Raw genomic sequence first — 18,375 nt, 5'->3', positions numbered from 1 at the left:
ACATAAAAGTGCTTACAATAGTGCGTATCATTCATTATGTCGAAAGGCTCAGGCTACCGCCAATGACAGTACTTAACGGCAGTACAACAGATTCTGCAAGCAACGAATCAAATAAGTTACTCACTAATGCGTCGTCACTATCTAGCGCTAATACGGCATTAGATGAAGGAACGTGCGCTTTAAGCAATATCGAGCTTGAGCGCAGAGCAATACGCAAAAAACAGAATCTTAAATCTGTTTTAACAAGCATAATAAGCACTTTAGTATTGCTTGGCGTGTGCATTGCGGCGCTTGCAATGAGCCCTGGTTGGCCAAGAGTGCGCGAAACGTTCTTTTCTGGCAAATACTTTATGCTATCTTTGCCATCTGTTTTGCAAGGCTTAATGCTTAATTTGCAAGTGCTTGTGTTTGCTGTAATAGGAGTTGCAATACTTGGAACTTTAATCGCAGTTATTCGCACAAGCGTAAGTCCAATGCTTTTCCCTTTGCGCGCTATAGCGCAATTCTACACAACCATTATGCGCGGCATACCAATGCTTGTTGTGCTTTACTTAATCGGCTTCGGCATACCAGGATTGCAGCTTTTTGGGCGCATTCCACCAGCAATACTCGGCACAATCGCCATTGTTATGAGCTACTCCGCATACGTTGGAGAGGTATTGCGCGCAGGATTTGAAGACGTACACCCTTCTATGCGAGCATCCGCAAGATCACTCGGCTTAACATCTGGTCAAACTGTGCGATTAGTGGTAATTCCTCTTGGCTTAAGAAAAGTGGCTCCTGCATTAATGAACGACTTTATATCTATGCAAAAAGACGCAGGGCTTATATCTGTTTTGGGAGCTGTAGACGCAGTTCGAGCCGCTCAAATATCTGTTGCAACTTCTTATAACTTCACTCCATACGTTGTAGCAAGCGTTGTGTTTATAGCGCTAAGCATTCCGTTTATTGTTCTAAACGATTGGTATACAGCAAGACTTCGCAAGCGCGAGCTAAACGGAGGAACTGTGTGATGAATAACGTAACAAATCAAAAGGTAAATCAACAAATGAGTGATTACACAAACACAAGCAATCAAACAAATGCAAGCGACAATACGGATTCAACCCCAGTTTTACGCTTAAGCAATATTCGAAAATCGTATAACTCAACACCTGTTCTTAAAGGCATTTCTTTTGATATTGCGCCTCACGAAGTGGTGGCTCTTTTAGGGCCTTCTGGAAGCGGCAAATCTACTCTTATGAAGTGCATTAATTTGCTTGAGCGAGTAGACGACGGCCAAGTTTGGCTTGGAAACACAGATATTACAGACCCACGCATAAATCAAGATCAAATTAGATCTCAAATCGGAGTTGTGTTCCAGCAATTCAATCTTTTTACACATATGAGTGTTTTAGATAACGTGACTCTTGCTGCGCGAAAAGTTCATCATTGGAGCAAAGATCGCGCAGAAAGCCGCGCAATGGAGCTTCTATCTAGGATTAAGCTAGAAAATAAAGCAAAATCCTACCCAGATCAGCTTTCGGGCGGACAGCAGCAGCGAGTGGCGATTGCTCGCGCGCTTATGACAAGCCCACAACTCCTGCTTTTAGACGAGATTACTTCTGCTCTAGACCCAATGCTTGTTGGCGAAGTTCTAGACATGGTTGCGGAGCTAAAGCAGCAAGGAACAACCATTTTAATGGCCACTCACGAGATGCATTTTGCGCACGAAGCTGCCGATAGAGTGGTTTTGCTTAGAAACGGCGTTGTTGCAGAAAACGGCACGCCGTACGAAGTTATGGACGCTTGCAGCGACCCAGAAACGCAAAACTTCTTTAAATCATTCCGACACTAGCGCGCGCGTTTGCTCAACGTCTTTGCTAATAGCGTCTTTAAGCTGCTCTTGCGAGTCAAATGCTTGCTGAGGGCGCAAGAAGCGCGCAAACTCAATGCAAACCCTGTGCCCGTATAAGTCTTGAATCTTATCTGTTAACGCATATGCTTCAACAGTTCGATTAGACGATTGCTCTTCTAGAGTATTGTCGTAAGCATCCGCGCTATTTGATGCGTTTGATGCGTTTGATGCGTCATCTTCAAAAGTAGGATTAGTGCCAACTGAAATCGCAGCAGCCCAACGCCAAGGAGAATGCGATCCAAGATGAAGCTCATCTTTACGCAAAACACCCACGCTAGGAATGTTTCTGCCAGAAGAAGCGCCATTTTGCTCGTCTGCATCTAAATCAATAATCCAGCCAGCATACACACCATCAACAGGAATATATCCGTCAATTCGCTCCCCAAGATTTACAGTTGGGAAGCCAATTTGATGGCCGCGACCAGCTCCGTGAATAACAGTGCCTTCTACTCTATGCGGCTGTCCAAGAATATCTCCAGCATCTCGAACCCTACCATTTGCAAGCATCCATCGCACATTTGTAGAGCTCCAAGCACGAACCTTTTTATTCGGCATACCCTTGCTCCAAGCGCGATATTCCGCCTTATTCATGCCACTTGCAGGATCTTTTGGCTCTCCGCCTTCTAAAGGAACCTCTGGAACAATCGGGTCTGGAACTCGAACATCTCCTGGACCAAAATCATCTACAACAACAAGACTGAAAACGCCTGTAGCTTGAGAAAGCTCTTTAATAGCATGAACGTTTCCAGCTCTTTTAGCGCCCAAAGCTGCATCCGAGCCTAAAACAAGCGCGCGCATACCTAGCTTACCAACTAGCTGGCCAAGGAAGAATCTGTACGATTTTGCCGCAAAAGCAAGGCTATATCGAACTATAATAACGTGGTCAACGTCTAACTGTTGCAAAACTCTAAGCCGCTGGCGAACGCTTGTTAGCGCTTGCGAATCTACTGGAATTTGCGCGTCATCGCCAAAATCGTCGAATAAATCTGGATTTTCGTGTACAACGCTTGGACGAGGGTCAAACATTATAACAACCGAGAACGCGTTGTTTTTGCGCGCAATCTCTACTGTTCGCTCAATAACTTTACGATGCCCAAGATGCATTCCGTCAAATACGCCTATTGTAACAACTGACTTACGTTGAGCGCTCAACGTTGGCCAACTAATCATACCGTTGGCATCTGGTCGAATGTCGATGACCTTCATTATATCCTTACTGTTCGCAAGAGCTGCAAATATTGGTATCGCTTTATTTCAGACGCCACTTTGCCGCAACCCCATTTTCACACTAATATCTATTTTACCAGCAAACTAGCTTTGTACAAATACTACAATTGGTTTAGCTTCTATTTGATTTGTATTTTTTTCGATTTTTTCGTTTGTTGTTGTAATTTTGGCTTGAGATATAGAAACCGTTCTGCTTAAATCTGCGGTTGCTTGACGCTTTTGTGCGGTCTGCAAAACTGCAACAACGTCGTTTTGCTCATCTTTTGCAGCTTTTACGTATGCAATCGCGTTTTTTGCGCTAATCGTAGGAATTGTGATTTTTCTGCCAAATCGCAAGTCTTTAGCTTGATTTTCACTTACTTCTACTGTTTGCATTGTTAATTTTGCAGATTCAAACATGCTTAGCAAGCGTTGATTAAGAGTGTTTTCTAGAGGCGATGAAGCTGGCAAAGCAGATGGCAAATCGCCAGAAACCAGCGAATCGCCAGCAGCTTGCGATTCGCATGAACCTTGCGAATAGTATGAATCGTCTAAAACAGCCTTCGCGCGAGACTGTACAACACCATTTTTGTCTGTAAATGTGCGAATAACACTTTTAAGCTTAAGTACGCGACTATCTTCTATAGAAAAATCGCCAATTCGAGTTCGCCTAAGACTTGCTAAATGTCCTCCTACACCAAGAACACGCCCTAAGTCGCGAGCAAGTGCGCGAATATACGTGCCACTAGAGCAAGAAACGCTTGCGCGCACATCAATAACTTTCGCGCCGCTTACGCCCACACTAAAATGCGCATCCAGCAAAGAAAAATCGTAAATAAAAACTTCTCTAGGCTCTAAATGAACATCTTTACCTTCACGCGCTAAGTCGTAAGCGCGAACGCCGTTTACTTTTATAGCAGAAAAAGATGTTGGCGTTTGCATAATCGAGCCAGTAAAATTCTTTGCTATTACAACGCGCAATTCTTTAAGAATTTCATCAATATTTGCAAAGTTTATAATGCCATTTTCATCATCCACGCTTGAAACAACATCACCATCTGCGTCGTCCGTATTAGTTGACTCGCCAAGACGAATCACAGCTTCGTACGTTTTATTGTGACCAAGCAAATAGTTAAGCAAGCGCGTGGCGTTACCAAAGCCAAGAATCAGCAAACCTGTTGCCATTGGGTCTAAAGTGCCAGCATGACCCACTCGTTTAGTGTGCAACAGGCCGCGCGCAAAAGATACAACATCGTGACTGGTAACGCCTTTTGGCTTATCTACTAGCAAAATGCCAGAAGATGGTATCTTGCTAGAAGATTGCATTTGAAAATTACTCATTGCCCTCTATAAAGTCGTCGTCAAAGTCGTCGTCTTCGTCAAATTCCTCGCCGTCAAATTCCTCATCTTCACGCGGCTTTTTATACGGATCGGCTTCTCCAGCGTATTGAGCTGTTTCTCGAGCTTTAGCTAGCTCCTCGTCACGCTTACGCGCAGCAACCAAAATGTCTTCAATCTCGTGAGCTTCGCTAGGAACTTCATCGTAAACAAATTGGATTTGAGGCGTTAATCGCAAGCCTGCTTTAGCTCCAACTAAAGTGCGCAAACGCCCCTTAGCCTGCTGCAAAGCCTGGTTTGCTCGCATTCGCTCACCCTGCTCTTTTCCAGCAGTGCCAAGCTGAGTCCAATACACTTTAGCGATTTGTAAATCGTTAGTAACTCTCACTTCTGTAATCGTTACGTTAGCAAGTCGCTTATCGTGCAAATGCGATTCCATATTGGACGCAATCACTCTGTGAATCAAAGCCGCAATTCGCGCGGCTCTAGGGTTTGTTCCAGCCATATTACTTGCGCTCAATCTGCTTCATTTCAAAGGTTTCGATTACGTCGCCAAGCTCAATGTCGTTAAAGCTTCCAAGGTTAATGCCTGCCTCGTAGCCTTCGCTAACGGATTGCACATCATCCTTAAACCTACGCAAAGTGGAGATTTCAAGATCGTTAACAGTAGCAACGCCGTTTCGCAAGATACGGCACTTGGTTCCGCGCTTAACTTCGCCATCTTGAACCATAACGCCAGCAATATTGCCAAACTTGGACGAGCGGAAGATTTCGCGAATCTCGGAATGAGATGTAACAACCTCTTCAAACTCTGGCTTAAGCATACCCTTCAAAGCAGCTTCAATATCTTCGATTGCCTTGTAAATAACCGAGTAGTACTTAACTTCCACGCCTTCGCGATCTGCCAAGTCTGCAACCTGGCGATTTGGACGCACGTTAAAGCCAATAATAACGGCCTTATCAACTGTTGCAAGGTTCACATCGTTTTGAGTAATTGCACCAACGCCGCGGTGAATAACCTGAATTCCAACTTCGTCGGAAACCTCAATCTTCATTAAGGAGTCTTCCAAAGCTTCAACTGAACCAGAAGAATCACCCTTAATAACAATGTTGAGCATATCCACTTCGGACTTAGCAAACTGTTCCTTAAGGCTTTCAAGAGACACAACCTTACGACGCTTTGCAAGCTGAGCCGCACGCTCTGTAGCCTGGCGCTTTTCGGCAATTTGGCGAGCAGAACGATCGTCGGAAGTAACCAAGAACAAGTCGCCTGCAGTTGGAACAGAAGTCAAACCAAGCACCTGAACTGGCGTGGAAGGACCTGCCTCTTGCAAGTGGTTGCCATTTTCGTCGAGCATTGCGCGAACGCGACCATAAGACGTGCCTGCAACAATGGAATCTCCGACTTTAAGCGTACCTTGCTGAACAAGAACGGTTGCAACAGCACCGCGACCCTTATCCAAGCGAGCTTCAACAGTTGCGCCACGAGCATCCATGTTTGGATTCGCCTTAGGATCAAGCTCCGCATCTGTAGTCAAAAGAACAGCCTCAAGAAGCTTATCTACGTTGGTCCCCTGCTTTGCGGAAATATTCACAAACATGGTGTCACCGCCGTATTCTTCTGGCACAAGACCGTACTCTGTAAGCTGACCGCGAACCTTATCTGGGTTTGCTCCAGCAACATCAATCTTGTTTACTGCAACAACAATAGGCACGTGAGCAGCTTGAGCGTGGTTAATTGCTTCAACAGTCTGAGGCATAACGCCGTCGTCTGCTGCAACAACAAGAATTGCAACGTCTGTAAGCTCCGCACCACGAGCACGCATAGCTGTAAACGCTTCGTGGCCTGGGGTATCCAAGAACGTAATCTTGCGCTTGTCGCCATCTAAGGTGACTGTAACTTGGTAAGCGCCGATGCGCTGAGTAATACCGCCAGCTTCGCGCGCTACAACATTCGACTTACGGATTGTATCAAGCAAGCGAGTTTTACCGTGATCAACGTGGCCCATAACAGTAACAACTGGAGGGCGAGTTACAAGATTATCGTCTTCTTGAAGCTCTTCTTCGTCTAAGTCAATATCGAACTGCTGAAGAAGCTCTTTATCTTCTTCTTCTGCAGAAACAAGGCTAATATTCCAGCCGATTTCTTCGCCAAGAATCTGGAATGTTGTTTCATCCAAAGATTGCGTAGCTGTTGCCATCTCTCCAAGATGGAACAAAACAGTAACCAAAGCTGCTGGATTTACATCAATCTTTTCTGCCAAATCCGAAAGCGTTGCGCCTTGACGAAGGCGAATCGTAGCGCCGTTACCCGAAGGAATACGCACGCCGCCAATAACTGGTGCTTTAAGCTCTTCGTATTCCCTGCGCTTTGCAAGACGATTCTTACGAGCTTTAGAAGACTTTCCACCTTGGCGACCGAATGCACCTGCAGCTCCTGCGCGACCACGACCACCCCTGGATGGGCCTGCATTTGGAGCACCTGCAGCCGCTGCTTGGAAGCTTGCAGCTTGATTTGCGTTAAAGCGCGATTCTGCCGATGGGCGCGATCCTGCGCCACCATTGCCGCCGCCTGAACGATGCGAGCCTTGCCATTGGGAACGATTTGCTCCGTTACCACCATTGCCATTGCCGCCGCCTTGACGGTTTCCGCCGCGACCACCGCGACCGCGACCACCACCGTTGCCGCCGTTGCCATTGCCAGATCCTGGCTTTGAGCCACGAGCGTTCTCTGCAGCTGCGCCTGGGCGCGACATTGGGTGTGGGCGTGGAATGTCTCCAGGTGTAGGCGCGCGCATACCCTGCTTTCGACTAAACGGATTGTTTCCTGGACGAGGAGCGGCTCCCGAGCCAGAGCCTTGGTGTGGTCTAGGGCGTGGAGGCATTTGCGCAGAACGCTCTTGCTTAGCAGATTTAGATTCTACACCACCGCGCTTTTCCGCGCCGCGCTTTGAATCGCCAGACTTAGAAGAATTATTAGGCTTTGCGTTTCCAGCCGAAGGCTTAGGAGTTGCAGTGGTAGCAGCATGCGCATTAGAAGTCTTAGATTCGTGATTGTCATGCACTTTTTGCGCAGAATTCTGCTTTGCAAAAGACTTTTGTTCTGGCTTTTGATTAGCCTTCTTTTCTGCATTTTGACCATGAGATTCTGGCTTGCTATTAGACGCAGAATCCGCAGATTTATTAGATGCATGATCAACATTCTTAGACGCAGAAGGCTTCGATTCGCTCTTTGCAGCAGAATCCGCAGGCACAAATTCCGTCTTTAGACGACGCACTACAGGAGCTTCAACGGTTGAAGATGCGGACTTTACGAATTCGCCCATGCTCTTCAAACGTTCCAATACGGTTTTACTATCTACGCCAAATTCTTTGGCCAGTTCGTATACGCGCTTTTTTACCACTCAGTGTTCTCCTCAGTCTGTGGCAGCGTAAAACGAACGCAGCCACTTTATATTGTTATAAGATTCTTACTCTTATGCTTTTTATTTAGATATCTCATAATGCGATATCTCATCGTGTAACCATGATTTCAACCATGATTTTGTACCTCGTTCCCTAGGCAAAAAGCTGTTAATAAGCCCAGATTGCAGCTTTCAGCTTACTCGAAACGTTGGATTCTCGGGAGTGTCGCAAGTTTGCTAAATGCTAGCAAAATCTTATTCCGCCGAATTAGAATCAGCGTTCATTGCTTCTTGCTTTTTAGCATGCTCTTCCGCAGACTCAATTCCAATCTTCCAACCAGTCAACTTTGCTGCAAGTCGCGCATTCTGTCCCTCCTTGCCAATGGCAAGCGAAAGCTGAGAATCGTGAATAAAAGCAACAGCAGTCTGACTTTTCTCACTAACAACATGAACTTCAGTTACTACTGCTGGAGACAACGCAGCGGAAACAAACTGTGCTGGATCTTGCGACCAATCAACAATATCGATTTTTTCTTGACCAAGATTTTCCAATACAGCACGAACGCGCGAACCACCAGGACCAATCAAAGCACCCTTTGGATTAACGCCATCTGTGTTAGCGCGAACAGCAATCTTAGTGCGAGCGCCAGCTTCTCGAGCAATTGCCATAATCGAAACAGCTCCCGAAACAAGTTCTGGAACTTCTCGCTCAAAAAGTCTGCGAACAAGATCTGGGTGAGACCTAGAAACAACTATTTCTGGTCCGCGCAAACCTCTAGCAACGTTTACAACATAAACGCGAATACGCTCGCCGTGACGATACCTTTCGCCAGGAACTTGCTCTCTTCTAGGCAAAATGGCTTCAACATCTCCAACAGCAACGTGAATATTAGAAGGATCTTTAGAATCCTGCTGCACAATGCCGTTAATAAGCTTTCCTTTTTGACCAGAAAAAGCTCCAAATACGCGGTCATCTTCCACTTTGCGGAAAAGTTGAGTAATAACTTGGCGAGCTGTTGCTGCAGCAAGACGCCCAAAATCTCTAGGCGTATCGTCATACTCCTCGCCCAAAGTAAATGCTGGGTGAGGATTATCTTCTGTAGGAACACCTGGAATCTCATCTCGTGCCCATACAGTAAAGCAGCCAGCACGCTCATCTAGCTCAACTCGAGCATGCCTTGCTGGGTGGGAAGTCTTCATGTATGCAAGACGCAAAGCCTCGGCGAGTGCCTCGTCCAGCTCATCGGCATTAATCCCCTGCTGAGCCGCAAGCTGATGCATTCCCGCCAAATCCAATTCCATCGTGCACGTCCTCCTGTGATTCATTTATAAATTTTCACTTATAAAATTAACTTATTCTTCTTTTATACGTTTTACGCATAACAAAACGCTAAAATCTAATTTTAACAAGTACGTAAAGCGCAAAATCTTATGACTATGATTAAAAATGTTAAGCATAAAATGTTAGACACAAGGCAAGCCAACATTGGTCACAGTCACGGACTATTTTAGTAGATTATGCAGACACGTTTTGTTTTGTTCTAAAGCCTTGCAAGGCGTGCAAAATATTATCAAACGCGTAGCAAAAGGTGTTCTAATGCGCAAAAAAAAGTTTGTTCTAGTATTTGCATCACTTATTGCTGTATTAATGGCTTTTAGCGCTTGCTCGGGATCAAGGCAATTTAATAACGTTAACAACACTGCGGTTAGTTCATCTAAAAGCAATAATGAGTGCTACCAAGTTCTACAAAGCGCAAAGCACAATCAAAAAATCGTAGATAAACAAGAAGCAAACGTAACTAGAAACGACTTGCAAAATGCTGCGGATTCTTGGAAAAACGTTGCAATACAATGCAACGCACGATTTGCTCAAGGCGTTGTTTTTAGCGCGCAAAACACCTGGAAATTGGCCAACTTAAGTCAAGGTAACGAAAGTGGAGCAGCAAACGCCTCTAAAATCGCAAATCAAATGGAATCAAGCGTTTACAAAAAATTGTATGACTTTGCAAATAATACTAGTAACTTGTATTGGAATCACGACCCACTTGCAAAAGCGGCATTAGAACAAGACAAACTAGCTTTTATGTTACAAACTTTAGCTGCAAAAGATGTTGATAATGTTTCGCTAAGACAAAGCGATATTACAGCTACGATTGCTAACACGCTTATGCACTTTGCTTCAAGCGGAAGCGACTTGCGACAAAAAGTATACGAAATACCGCAAAAGAATCTGGATTCTGGCATTGCAAAAGACGAAGCTAGCGCAAAAGACTTGCCAATAGTTGCAATAGCGTATATGGATTGCGCGCGCGGAGAACTAGATGCGCTAAATCAAGCCATTTTCCCTACAAACAAAGACGGTAGCGTAAATCATAGCGCACTTTCTAGCAGAACAAATCAAGAGTTTATTGAGATTCTTGCAAACATTACTATTTCGCATATTATGAGCGCGTACGCTTATGGATACCCTAGCGATGTTTCCGCGATTTATGCGCTTTGACTGAGCTTGAAATTGCATAGCGCGTTTCAAGCTCCTTCAAAGCGCTGAGCCACTCAAGGCAGAAGCACTGCTTCTGCGTGGCGAAGACGTTCGCGCGCTTAGACCGCGCGAACGTAGAAACACCCAGCCCTCTAGCAACACCAAATAGGAAATAGGAAATATCACTCGCGTAAGTAAAAAGGGTTTCTAGCGATTTGCTAGAAACCCTGCTTGCGGATGAAGCGAGATTTGAACTCGCGGAGGGTGTAGCCCTCACACGCTTTCGAGGCGTGCTCCTTAGACCGCTCGGACATTCATCCTTTGCGCTAATCGCAAATACGCAAAACGCAAATGCAAAAAGAAACGCAACTTTTCAATTGTAAAACAACCCTAGAATATACAAGCGCATGGCGCGTTGAACTCACCCAAGCTCCTCGATAGTGCGCTTAGCACGAATCGCGTTTGCTCGCGCACCAAGCTCCTCGTCTTTAGGGTATTCAACATATTCCAAAGTCAAACCGTTAGCTGCAATCGGCCCAGTAGAGCCTTCTCGAATCGGATTTTCAATCTTATTTTTGAACCAATCAACAGAACGCTTTGCACACCCAACTTGCACGCACGCTCCAACAAGCGAACGAACCATGTTATGCGCAAACGCGTCTGCAACAATAGTAAACTCAAGCAAACCGTTCTCAATGCAAGGAATTTTTCCAGTTGATTTAGATAAACAGCTCTCCACGCAAACGCGATTCCAAACAGCCTTTTTAACGCAGCGAATCGTAGTTCCACCAGGATTTGGCCGCGCAAAAGAGCCAAAATCATGCAAACCAACAATCAAAGACGCCGCCTGATTCATGGCATCAACGTTTAAGTCGTAGTCAAGCTGCAACACAAAGCCACGCATGCGCGGATCCAAATTCGCGCGATTTGCAGCATCACTAATCCGATACACGTATGTGCGATCCAACGCAGAAAAACGCGCGTCAAAACCGCTTGGCGCAATGCTTACGCTGTGAATTGAAATGTCTTTAGGCAAAACGCCACAAAGCCTATATTCCAAGGCTTTTACTGGCGTAAGATTTGTGTGACCGACGCAATTTTGCAAAACGGATTCCGAAACGTCTAAATGGCAAACTTGGTAAGATGCGTGAACGCCCGTATCTGTGCGGCCAGCAACGCTAAGACGCAAAGGTTCGCTAGCATCGCTTTTATTCACGCGCAAAACCTTGTGCAATGCGTCTTCTAAAACACCTTGAACGGTGCGCAAAGTAGGCTGTTTTGCCCAACCATAAAAATCGCCGCCATCATACGCTAAATCCAAACGAAGACGCATTCAAAACCTTTCCAAACAGACTTACAAACAGACTTACAAACAGACTTCCACTAGTTTTTCTTATCTGAACCGCCAGCGAGCGCAAAAGCACTCATAACGCTACGAATCAACTCATATGTCTTTGAATCCATATGCATTGCAATCTTCAATAATGCAGGAACAACTTCCGACCAATGCGAAGACATCTCGTCGAAAGTCGAGTACCCTAAACTGCTAAACATGCTGTAAACACTATCAATTCTGCGTTTTCGCTCTTCAAATGGCAAACTCATCATCCACTCGTTTGCAGCCTTAGAAACGGCCAGAGCGCGCGAAGTTACACAATCGCAGTAGTCAAAATCACCATCTTTAACTTGCCAATACATGCCAAAATGTTGCATTAATCCAATCGAATCAGCAACCGTAACCTTATACGGCACTCCCGTATCCATAATCAATCCAATAAAAGCAGATTGCGGAACAACTTTTTCGATTCTGGAAACAACGCGAGAAAAAACCTTTGGATCAACAACATCCGAGCCAAAACTAGGGCCGTCCATTGAATAGATTTTATTAATATGGTTTCCAAGGCTTCGATCTTGCGCGTCTAATCGCATTGCCGCGTATGCAGCCATATTTCCGCCTTTTGAATGACCCACAACAAATATTTTAGGATTATCACTTAAATCGCAATCATTGTTATTTTCTAGATCACTATTCTTATTATCGCTATTTTCTAGATCGACCTTATCCAGATCGACCTTCTTAAAATCACTCTTCTTATTAAACAAATTCGCAAAATAATCACCAACACTGCTAAAAATCCCACGAATACCGCCACTTTTGCAAGAATCTTTACACGCGCGCCTAGATATAGAGAGCAAATACTCCGCTGCCGACTCCTGCGCTGGCACTGGGCAACGAAACGCCATGTTAAAGTCTTCCTTCCAGCCAACAAGCGTATTGTCTGTTCCCCTAAAAGCAACAACAAAGCAGCTAGACCCAATGCAATCTGTTAAATCAAAAGTAACAGCCGCAAATTGCTGTTCGCAAGAGTCATCAATATTCGACTCATCAAAACGTTCAAGAACCTCACCAACACGCATGCCCCTATAACGCGGGCTAGACTCAACAGCCAAAAGTAGATTCTTGCGAAACTCATCTACCTTAGTAGAACCAGAGCTAAACATTGAAGAAAAATCCTCGCCGCGAAGCAATTCGCTTAAAGGAACGGTTGCTAGTGCGTTAGAATCGTCATTATACTTTGGAATCGATTCAGGCATGCAAATATACGCCAACTCGCATAAAATAAGCGAATCTACGGCGTTGAATTTTCGCTCTTTAAAATTAGTAAAATCGTTATTCAGTAAATCGAGAATATTTGACATAGTTCAATAATAATTGATACCAGATATAGAAAATATATGTCAGATATAGAAAAACGGGCTGGAGATATCTCCAACCCGTTTAATAAACCTTTATACTTGCGATTAATCGCAAAAGATTTACTTACCGATGCATCAAGATGCTAATCTCAACTACTCGGCTGCTTCTTCTTTAGCAGCAACCTTAGTAGCGGACTCAGCTTCCTTAACAACAGCCTTCTTTGGGCTTACTGGCTCAACAACAAGCTCGATAATAGCCTGTGGAGCAGTATCACCACGACGAGGGGCCATCTTAACGATGCGAGTATAGCCACCTTCACGCTGCTTCATCTGCTCAGCAATCTGAGTGAAAAGCATGTGAACAACGGACTTATTGCGAATTACGCGCAACACGCGGCGGCGCGAATGCAAATCGCCACGCTTAGCGAATGTTACCAAACGCTCAGCAAGTGGACGAAGACGCTTTGCCTTTGGCAAAGTAGTCACAATACGACCGTGCTGGAAGAGGCTTGTAGCCATATTGGCCAGCATCAGGCGCTCATGCGCTGGGCTAGAAGCCAGACGAGGCCCTTGTTTCGGTGTAGGCATTATTACTCCTTATTGCCGCGGAATTCAGGTGGGCAAAAACCCGAACATCCAAAAACCGCGACGATTTGCGGTGGTTGTTTACTCGTCTTCTGGCGAGAAGAATGTGCCACCTTCGAGATTATTGGCGTCAAAGCCAAGCGGTGAAGGCTTAAGAGACAATCCCATGGATTGCAACTTTTCTTTAACCTCATCGATGGATTTCATGCCGAAATTACGAATATCGAGCAAATCCTGCTCAGTGTGAACTACCAGCTCACCAACTGTGTGGATTCCTTCACGCTTCAAGCAGTTGTAGCTGCGCTGCGTTAGATTCAAATCCTCAATTGGAGTGGCCATTTGGGAATCAGCTTCCGCCATGACTGGAGCTGGACCAACTTCAACACCTTCAGCATCGACGTTAAGCTCACGGCAAAGACCGAAAAGCTCAACCAAAGTCGAACCTGCGGACGCAACTGCGTCGCGTGGCGTAATAGCTGGTTTAGTTTCCACATCCAGGATGAGCTTATCGAAGTCCGTGCGCTGTTCCACGCGGGTAGCTTCGACCTTATAGCTCACCTTCAAAACTGGCGAGTAGATCGAATCCACTGGAATGCGACCGATTTCGCTGTTTTCCTGCTTATTCATTTGAGCAGGCACGTAGCCACGACCACGCTCCACAGTGAACTCAATTTCGAGCTCGCCATCTTCAGCAAGTGTAGCGATATGCATCTGTGGGTTGGCAATAGTGACGCCAGCAGGAGGAGTAATATCTCCAGCTGTTGCCTCACCCTTGCCGCTCTTGCGTAGATACATCACTACTGGCTCGTCATACTCACTTGTAAGTACGATGCCCTTGATGTTCAGCAGGATTTCAGTGACATCCTCTTCAACACCTGGCAGAGTCGTGAACTCGTGTAAAGCACCAGAGATGCGAACCGAAGTAACGGCCGCACCTGGAATGGAGCTCAACAAGGTACGACGCAGCGAATTGCCGAGCGTGTATCCGAAACCTGGTTCCAACGGCTCAATAGTAAAGCGAGAACGCTGGGGATTCAGTGATTCCTCGGTAAGTGTTGGACGCTGTGCGATAAGCACTTTTGTATCCTTTCAGCTTCTGGTCGGTGGTGCACTCGCCGCCCATAAGCGGGTTGGATGGATGGATTCGTAAGAGTGCTCAGACGCGGCGACGCTTTGGTGGGCGAACGCCGTTATGCGCTTGTGGGGTGACGTCGGTAATAGAACCGACCTCAAGACCCGCGGACTGAAGGGAACGGATAGCGGTTTCGCGACCGGAACCTGGACCCTTAACAAACACGTCGACCTTTTTAAGGCCATGTTCCATTGCCTTACGAGCAGCAGACTCAGCGGCCATACCTGCAGCGTAAGGAGTCGACTTACGGGAACCCTTAAAGCCGACATCGCCACCAGAAGCCCATGAGAGGACTGCACCCGATGGATCGGTGATGGAAATAATCGTGTTATTGAATGTTGATTTAATATGCGCCTGCCCAACCGGTACCGACTTGCGGTCCCGGCGACGCGGCTTGCGCGAGGCTTGCTTTGCAGCTGCCATTGACCCTCGTTTCCTATGACGAATTAGTTGGTATGTCTAGGCGATGAGAATTAACTCGTGGCCTAGAGCCGACCACCGACTATCGGGTGGCCTTCTTCTTCCCGGCGACAGTACGCTTTGGACCCTTACGAGTACGAGCATTAGTCTTAGTACGCTGACCACGCACAGGAAGACCCTTGCGATGACGCTGGCCTTGATAGCAGTTGATCTGAATCTTACGACGGATGTCAGCGTCGATTTCACGACGCAAATCGCCTTCAATCTTATAGTTGGCCTCAAGATAATCACGCAAAGTGATTAACTGTTCATCCGTAAGATCCTTGACGCGGGTATCCGGATTAACACCGGTCGCGGCAAGCGTTTCCTTAGCGCGAGTGCGGCCTACACCAAAAATATAGGTGAGGGCAATCTCAATGCGCTTCTCATTGGGAATATCTACTCCGGCAAGACGTGCCATTGTAATTCCTTTACTATTACGCAGGTCGTGCACCAAGTCTCCCGCAATAATATCGATTATTTGCGGCCTGGGCCTGCGCACCCAGGGTTCAGCTTAAGCTGCGACTTAGCGCCTTATTCCTTTATATTCGCGGTGGAGATCCACTCAGCCCTGACGCTGCTTATGACGTGGGTTGATGCAAATCACCATGACGCGACCGTGACGGCGGATCACGCGGCAGTTTTCGCAGATCCTCTTCACGCTAGGGCTGACCTTCATGGTTTTCCTTTGCTTGTACCTTTACTTATAACGGTACGTAATACGTCCGCGGTTCAAATCGTAAGGACTCATCTCCAGCACAACACGATCTTGCGGAAGAATGCGAATGTAATTCTTACGCATTTTTCCCGAAATCGTCGCTAGTACGATGTGCTCGTTCTCAAGCTGAACGCGAAACATCGCGTTAGGCAGTGCTTCTACTACCGTGCCTTCGACTTCAATCACACCGTCTTTTGCCATGAGCCTCGTTCCGTTCCTTGGATATACTACTTTGCGCATCCGAAGACACGCCAATCTTCTATGATACAGTAAATGCGCCCAATACAACACTCGGCGTGTCGCAAGGGCGCATTATTAATATGAGAAAATCTAAATCTTAAATAAATCTCATACCAAGGATTCAACTATGCGATTGCTGATTTCGGCAATATCTCCAACGCCATCAACTTCAACAAGCTGACCGCGGCTTTCGTAAATATCCAGCAAAGGAGCTGTTTCCTTCTCGTAAGTTTCCAAACGCTTAGCAATAACTTCTGGAGTATCGTCGGAACGACCCTGCTCTACAGCACGCTTTTGCATGCGCTCAAGCAAAACCTCACGCTCTGCTTCGAGAGCAACAACATGATCTAGTGGAGTACCAAGCTCTTCCAACATGCGATCAAGCGCCTGAACTTGAGAAGCGTTTCGAGGGTAGCCATCTAGAATCCAGCCATTCTTTGCATCATCTTGAGCAAGACGATCTTTAACAATGCTATTTGTTAATTCATCTGGAACAAGCTCTCCCTTATCGAGATAACCTTGAACCTTCTTGCCAAGCTCCGTTTTATTCTTTAAGTTGTAACGGAAAATGTCGCCAGTGGAAATAGCAGGAATATTGTAATGCTCTGCAAGCAAAGCGGCTTGAGTGCCTTTACCTACTCCTTGCGGACCCATAATTAACAATCGCATATTAATCTCCTAGTTTTATGCCAATGCAAATCCAATACAAATATTAAACAAAACCTATCTGAAATACTACTTAGCAACCTGCTTATTATTGCTGTGATCAAACAAGAATCCAGCATACTGGAATTGCTCAGTTTGAGCCTTGGCTTGACGCAAAGTATCCAAACCAACACCAGCAATAATCAGAATTGTTGTACCACCAAATGGAAGCTTCATATTAAGATGCAAAGACATAATCAAAACCGTTGGAATCAAAGCCACAAACAGCAAGTAGATAGCACCAACTGTGTTAAGTCTATTCATAACGTAGCTAAGATAACGGCTTGTAGCGCTACCAGCGCGAATACCAGGAATAAATCCGCCGTATTCCTTCATGTTGTCTGCAGTCTCATCTGGATTAAAAGTAATCTCGGTGTAGAAGAAGCAGAAGAACACAATCATAACGGTGTACAACGCTATGTACCAAACAGAAGTAGAGTTTGCTAAATTGGCATTAATCCAACGCACCCAATCCTTACGACTATCTCCAAACTGAGCAAGAAGTGTTGGAATAGCAAGAATCGAAGACGCAAAGATTGGTGGAATAACGCCACTCATATTCACCTTAAGAGGCAAGTATGTGGAAGAGCCGCCATACATCTTGCGACCAATCATTCTACGCGTGTACTGAACAGGGATTCTACGCTGAGCAAGCTCCACAAAGTCAACGAAAATAAGAATCACAAGGAAAACGCCAGCAACAATGGAGAACTTAGTCCAATCTCCATTAAGGCCATTCGTACCCCAACCGATTTCCCACAACTTTGGAAGGAATCCAGAGCAGATAGACATAAAGATTAATACAGACATACCCTGGCCAATACCCTTATCTGTAATAAGCTCTGCCATCCACATTATGAGGCCAGTGCCACCAGTCATGATTAAGACCATTACAATAAGGCTCCACATAGAACCGTCTGGAATAACCTGGCCGCATTGATAGTTAAATAGCGCGCCAGAACGAGCCGTAACCAAAATGGTAGTTGATTGCAAAACAGCCAAACCGATAGTTAAGTAACGGGTGTACTGAGTAAGCTTTGTTTCTCCAGATTGACCTTCTTTGTGAAGAGCCTCAAAGCGTGGAATCACAACTCTAAGCAACTGAATAACAATGGACGCCGTAATGTATGGCATAACACCCAATGCAAAAATCGAAAGCTGCAAAAGAGAACCGCCAGAGAACAGATTCACCAACCCAATAAAGTTCTCGCTAGAAGAAGCCAGCTTAGCGGTGCAAGCTCGAATAACTTTGTAGTCAACTCCAGGAATCGGAATAAATGAGCCGATTCGGTAGATAATAATCATTGCGAAGACGAAGAGGATCTTATTCCTCAACTCCTTCGTCTTGAAGGCCTGGATTAACGTTTTCACCTGGGTCTTCCTCCCTTTTTTGCGCTACGATCTAGGCGCACCAGTAAAAAAACAAACTCTGAGGCAATAGTTTATATCACGGTACATACTGAAACAATAATTGAGTGAGTTTTGCAATAGAATAATCCCCCCAGCGCAAACTAG

General features: G+C 45.7%; 18 protein-coding genes and 1 tRNA gene. 3 read left to right on the top strand and 16 right to left on the bottom strand.

The window, feature by feature from the left end; genetic code table 11:
* The first annotated feature begins 62 nt into the window (after nt 1-62).
* Nucleotides 63-1,013 (top strand): amino acid ABC transporter permease, encoded by a 951-nt coding sequence (locus tag D0T20_RS01655; RefSeq protein ID WP_004131717.1) that lies wholly within the window; start codon nt 63-65, stop codon nt 1,011-1,013.
* The gene (locus D0T20_RS01650) at nt 1,013-1,837 is read left to right on the top strand and encodes an amino acid ABC transporter ATP-binding protein (RefSeq protein WP_116438211.1); all 825 of its coding nucleotides are present in this window, start codon (nt 1,013-1,015) and stop codon (nt 1,835-1,837) included. Before D0T20_RS01655 ends, D0T20_RS01650 begins: the two co-directional genes overlap by 1 nt.
* Here D0T20_RS01650 and ribF read toward each other — a convergent pair.
* The 5 genes from ribF to nusA form a co-directional block, all read right to left on the bottom strand.
* The gene (gene ribF, locus D0T20_RS01645) at nt 1,823-3,103 is read right to left on the bottom strand and encodes a bifunctional riboflavin kinase/FMN adenylyltransferase (protein ID WP_162862656.1); all 1,281 of its coding nucleotides are present in this window, start codon (nt 3,101-3,103) and stop codon (nt 1,823-1,825) included. The genes D0T20_RS01650 and ribF overlap by 15 nt on opposite strands.
* Before the next feature lie 105 nt (nt 3,104-3,208).
* A complete protein-coding gene (gene truB / locus D0T20_RS01640) occupies nt 3,209-4,444 on the bottom strand; it encodes a tRNA pseudouridine(55) synthase TruB (protein ID WP_162862655.1) in 1,236 nt (411 codons plus the stop codon).
* Nucleotides 4,437-4,946: a 30S ribosome-binding factor RbfA gene (rbfA, locus tag D0T20_RS01635; RefSeq protein WP_116438209.1), complete on the bottom strand. Its 510-nt coding sequence runs from the start codon at nt 4,944-4,946 to the stop codon at nt 4,437-4,439. The genes truB and rbfA overlap by 8 nt, the downstream gene beginning before the upstream one ends.
* Before the next feature lies 1 nt (nt 4,947).
* A complete protein-coding gene (infB, locus tag D0T20_RS01630; protein ID WP_116438208.1) occupies nt 4,948-7,845 on the bottom strand; it encodes a translation initiation factor IF-2 in 2,898 nt (965 codons plus the stop codon).
* 255 nt (nt 7,846-8,100) lie between these two features.
* Nucleotides 8,101-9,147: a transcription termination factor NusA gene (gene nusA / locus D0T20_RS01625; RefSeq protein WP_004131711.1), complete on the bottom strand. Its 1,047-nt coding sequence runs from the start codon at nt 9,145-9,147 to the stop codon at nt 8,101-8,103.
* 256 nt (nt 9,148-9,403) lie between these two features.
* On the opposite strand from nusA, the gene D0T20_RS01620 reads away from it, so the two are divergent.
* Nucleotides 9,404-10,345: a hypothetical protein gene (locus D0T20_RS01620; protein WP_116438699.1), complete on the top strand. Its 942-nt coding sequence runs from the start codon at nt 9,404-9,406 to the stop codon at nt 10,343-10,345.
* A gap of 213 nt (nt 10,346-10,558) precedes the next feature.
* Here the strand turns inward: D0T20_RS01620 and D0T20_RS01615 are convergent.
* The 11 genes from D0T20_RS01615 to secY all read right to left on the bottom strand — a co-directional run bounded on the left by D0T20_RS01615 (nt 10,559) and on the right by secY (nt 18,231).
* A tRNA-Ser gene (locus D0T20_RS01615) sits at nt 10,559-10,644 on the bottom strand.
* Nucleotides 10,645-10,745: 101 nt separating this feature from the next.
* A complete protein-coding gene (gene truA, locus D0T20_RS01610) occupies nt 10,746-11,657 on the bottom strand; it encodes a tRNA pseudouridine(38-40) synthase TruA (RefSeq protein WP_116438207.1) in 912 nt (303 codons plus the stop codon).
* 50 nt (nt 11,658-11,707) lie between these two features.
* Nucleotides 11,708-13,024: an Mbeg1-like protein gene (locus tag D0T20_RS01605; protein WP_116438206.1), complete on the bottom strand. Its 1,317-nt coding sequence runs from the start codon at nt 13,022-13,024 to the stop codon at nt 11,708-11,710.
* 150 nt (nt 13,025-13,174) lie between these two features.
* Entirely contained in the window at nt 13,175-13,609 is a 435-nt protein-coding gene (gene rplQ, locus D0T20_RS01600; RefSeq protein WP_004131707.1) for a 50S ribosomal protein L17, read from the bottom strand.
* Between the two features lie 78 nt (nt 13,610-13,687).
* A complete protein-coding gene (locus D0T20_RS01595; RefSeq protein ID WP_004131706.1) occupies nt 13,688-14,683 on the bottom strand; it encodes a DNA-directed RNA polymerase subunit alpha in 996 nt (331 codons plus the stop codon).
* A gap of 79 nt (nt 14,684-14,762) precedes the next feature.
* The gene (gene rpsK, locus D0T20_RS01590; RefSeq protein WP_004105468.1) at nt 14,763-15,161 is read right to left on the bottom strand and encodes a 30S ribosomal protein S11; all 399 of its coding nucleotides are present in this window, start codon (nt 15,159-15,161) and stop codon (nt 14,763-14,765) included.
* 79 nt (nt 15,162-15,240) lie between these two features.
* A complete protein-coding gene (rpsM, locus tag D0T20_RS01585; RefSeq protein WP_004105472.1) occupies nt 15,241-15,618 on the bottom strand; it encodes a 30S ribosomal protein S13 in 378 nt (125 codons plus the stop codon).
* Between the two features lie 144 nt (nt 15,619-15,762).
* Nucleotides 15,763-15,876: a 50S ribosomal protein L36 gene (rpmJ, locus tag D0T20_RS01580; protein ID WP_003842636.1), complete on the bottom strand. Its 114-nt coding sequence runs from the start codon at nt 15,874-15,876 to the stop codon at nt 15,763-15,765.
* 21 nt (nt 15,877-15,897) lie between these two features.
* Nucleotides 15,898-16,116, bottom strand: coding sequence for a translation initiation factor IF-1 (infA, locus tag D0T20_RS01575; RefSeq protein WP_004105485.1), 219 nt, complete (start codon nt 16,114-16,116; stop codon nt 15,898-15,900).
* Nucleotides 16,117-16,263: 147 nt separating this feature from the next.
* Nucleotides 16,264-16,824 carry an adenylate kinase gene (locus D0T20_RS01570; protein ID WP_115756918.1) on the bottom strand — a complete coding sequence of 187 codons (561 nt, stop codon included), beginning with the start codon at nt 16,822-16,824 and terminating at the stop codon, nt 16,264-16,266.
* A 66-nt stretch (nt 16,825-16,890) separates the two neighbouring features.
* Nucleotides 16,891-18,231, bottom strand: coding sequence for a preprotein translocase subunit SecY (gene secY / locus D0T20_RS01565; protein ID WP_004131704.1), 1,341 nt, complete (start codon nt 18,229-18,231; stop codon nt 16,891-16,893).
* Nucleotides 18,232-18,375 lie beyond the last annotated feature (144 nt).

This window comes from Gardnerella piotii (assembly GCF_003397585.1).
In the GTDB taxonomy this organism is placed as follows: Bacteria; Actinomycetota; Actinomycetes; order Actinomycetales; family Bifidobacteriaceae; genus Bifidobacterium; species Bifidobacterium piotii.
The sequence above is the reverse complement of the archived record's forward strand: the minus strand, read 5'-3'. Positions and strand labels throughout refer to the sequence as shown.

Bases quoted from the DNA above. Each gene is read 5' to 3' on its own strand.
- rbfA (WP_116438209.1), bottom strand. From the start codon at position 4,946: ATGGCTGGAACAAACCCTAGAGCCGCGCGAATTGCGGCTTTGATTCAC.
- infA (WP_004105485.1), bottom strand. From the start codon at position 16,116: ATGGCAAAAGACGGTGTGATTGAAGTCGAAGGCACGGTAGTAGAAGCA.
- D0T20_RS01605 (WP_116438206.1), bottom strand. From the start codon at position 13,024: ATGTCAAATATTCTCGATTTACTGAATAACGATTTTACTAATTTTAAA.
- nusA (WP_004131711.1), bottom strand. From the start codon at position 9,147: ATGGAATTGGATTTGGCGGGAATGCATCAGCTTGCGGCTCAGCAGGGG.
- rpsK (WP_004105468.1), bottom strand. From the start codon at position 15,161: ATGGCAGCTGCAAAGCAAGCCTCGCGCAAGCCGCGTCGCCGGGACCGC.
- D0T20_RS01570 (WP_115756918.1), bottom strand. From the start codon at position 16,824: ATGCGATTGTTAATTATGGGTCCGCAAGGAGTAGGTAAAGGCACTCAA.
- ribF (WP_162862656.1), bottom strand. From the start codon at position 3,103: ATGAAGGTCATCGACATTCGACCAGATGCCAACGGTATGATTAGTTGG.
- truA (WP_116438207.1), bottom strand. From the start codon at position 11,657: ATGCGTCTTCGTTTGGATTTAGCGTATGATGGCGGCGATTTTTATGGT.
- D0T20_RS01650 (WP_116438211.1), top strand. From the start codon at position 1,013: ATGAATAACGTAACAAATCAAAAGGTAAATCAACAAATGAGTGATTAC.
- rpmJ (WP_003842636.1), bottom strand. From the start codon at position 15,876: ATGAAGGTCAGCCCTAGCGTGAAGAGGATCTGCGAAAACTGCCGCGTG.
- truB (WP_162862655.1), bottom strand. From the start codon at position 4,444: ATGAGTAATTTTCAAATGCAATCTTCTAGCAAGATACCATCTTCTGGC.
- D0T20_RS01655 (WP_004131717.1), top strand. From the start codon at position 63: ATGACAGTACTTAACGGCAGTACAACAGATTCTGCAAGCAACGAATCA.
- rpsM (WP_004105472.1), bottom strand. From the start codon at position 15,618: ATGGCACGTCTTGCCGGAGTAGATATTCCCAATGAGAAGCGCATTGAG.
- rplQ (WP_004131707.1), bottom strand. From the start codon at position 13,609: ATGCCTACACCGAAACAAGGGCCTCGTCTGGCTTCTAGCCCAGCGCAT.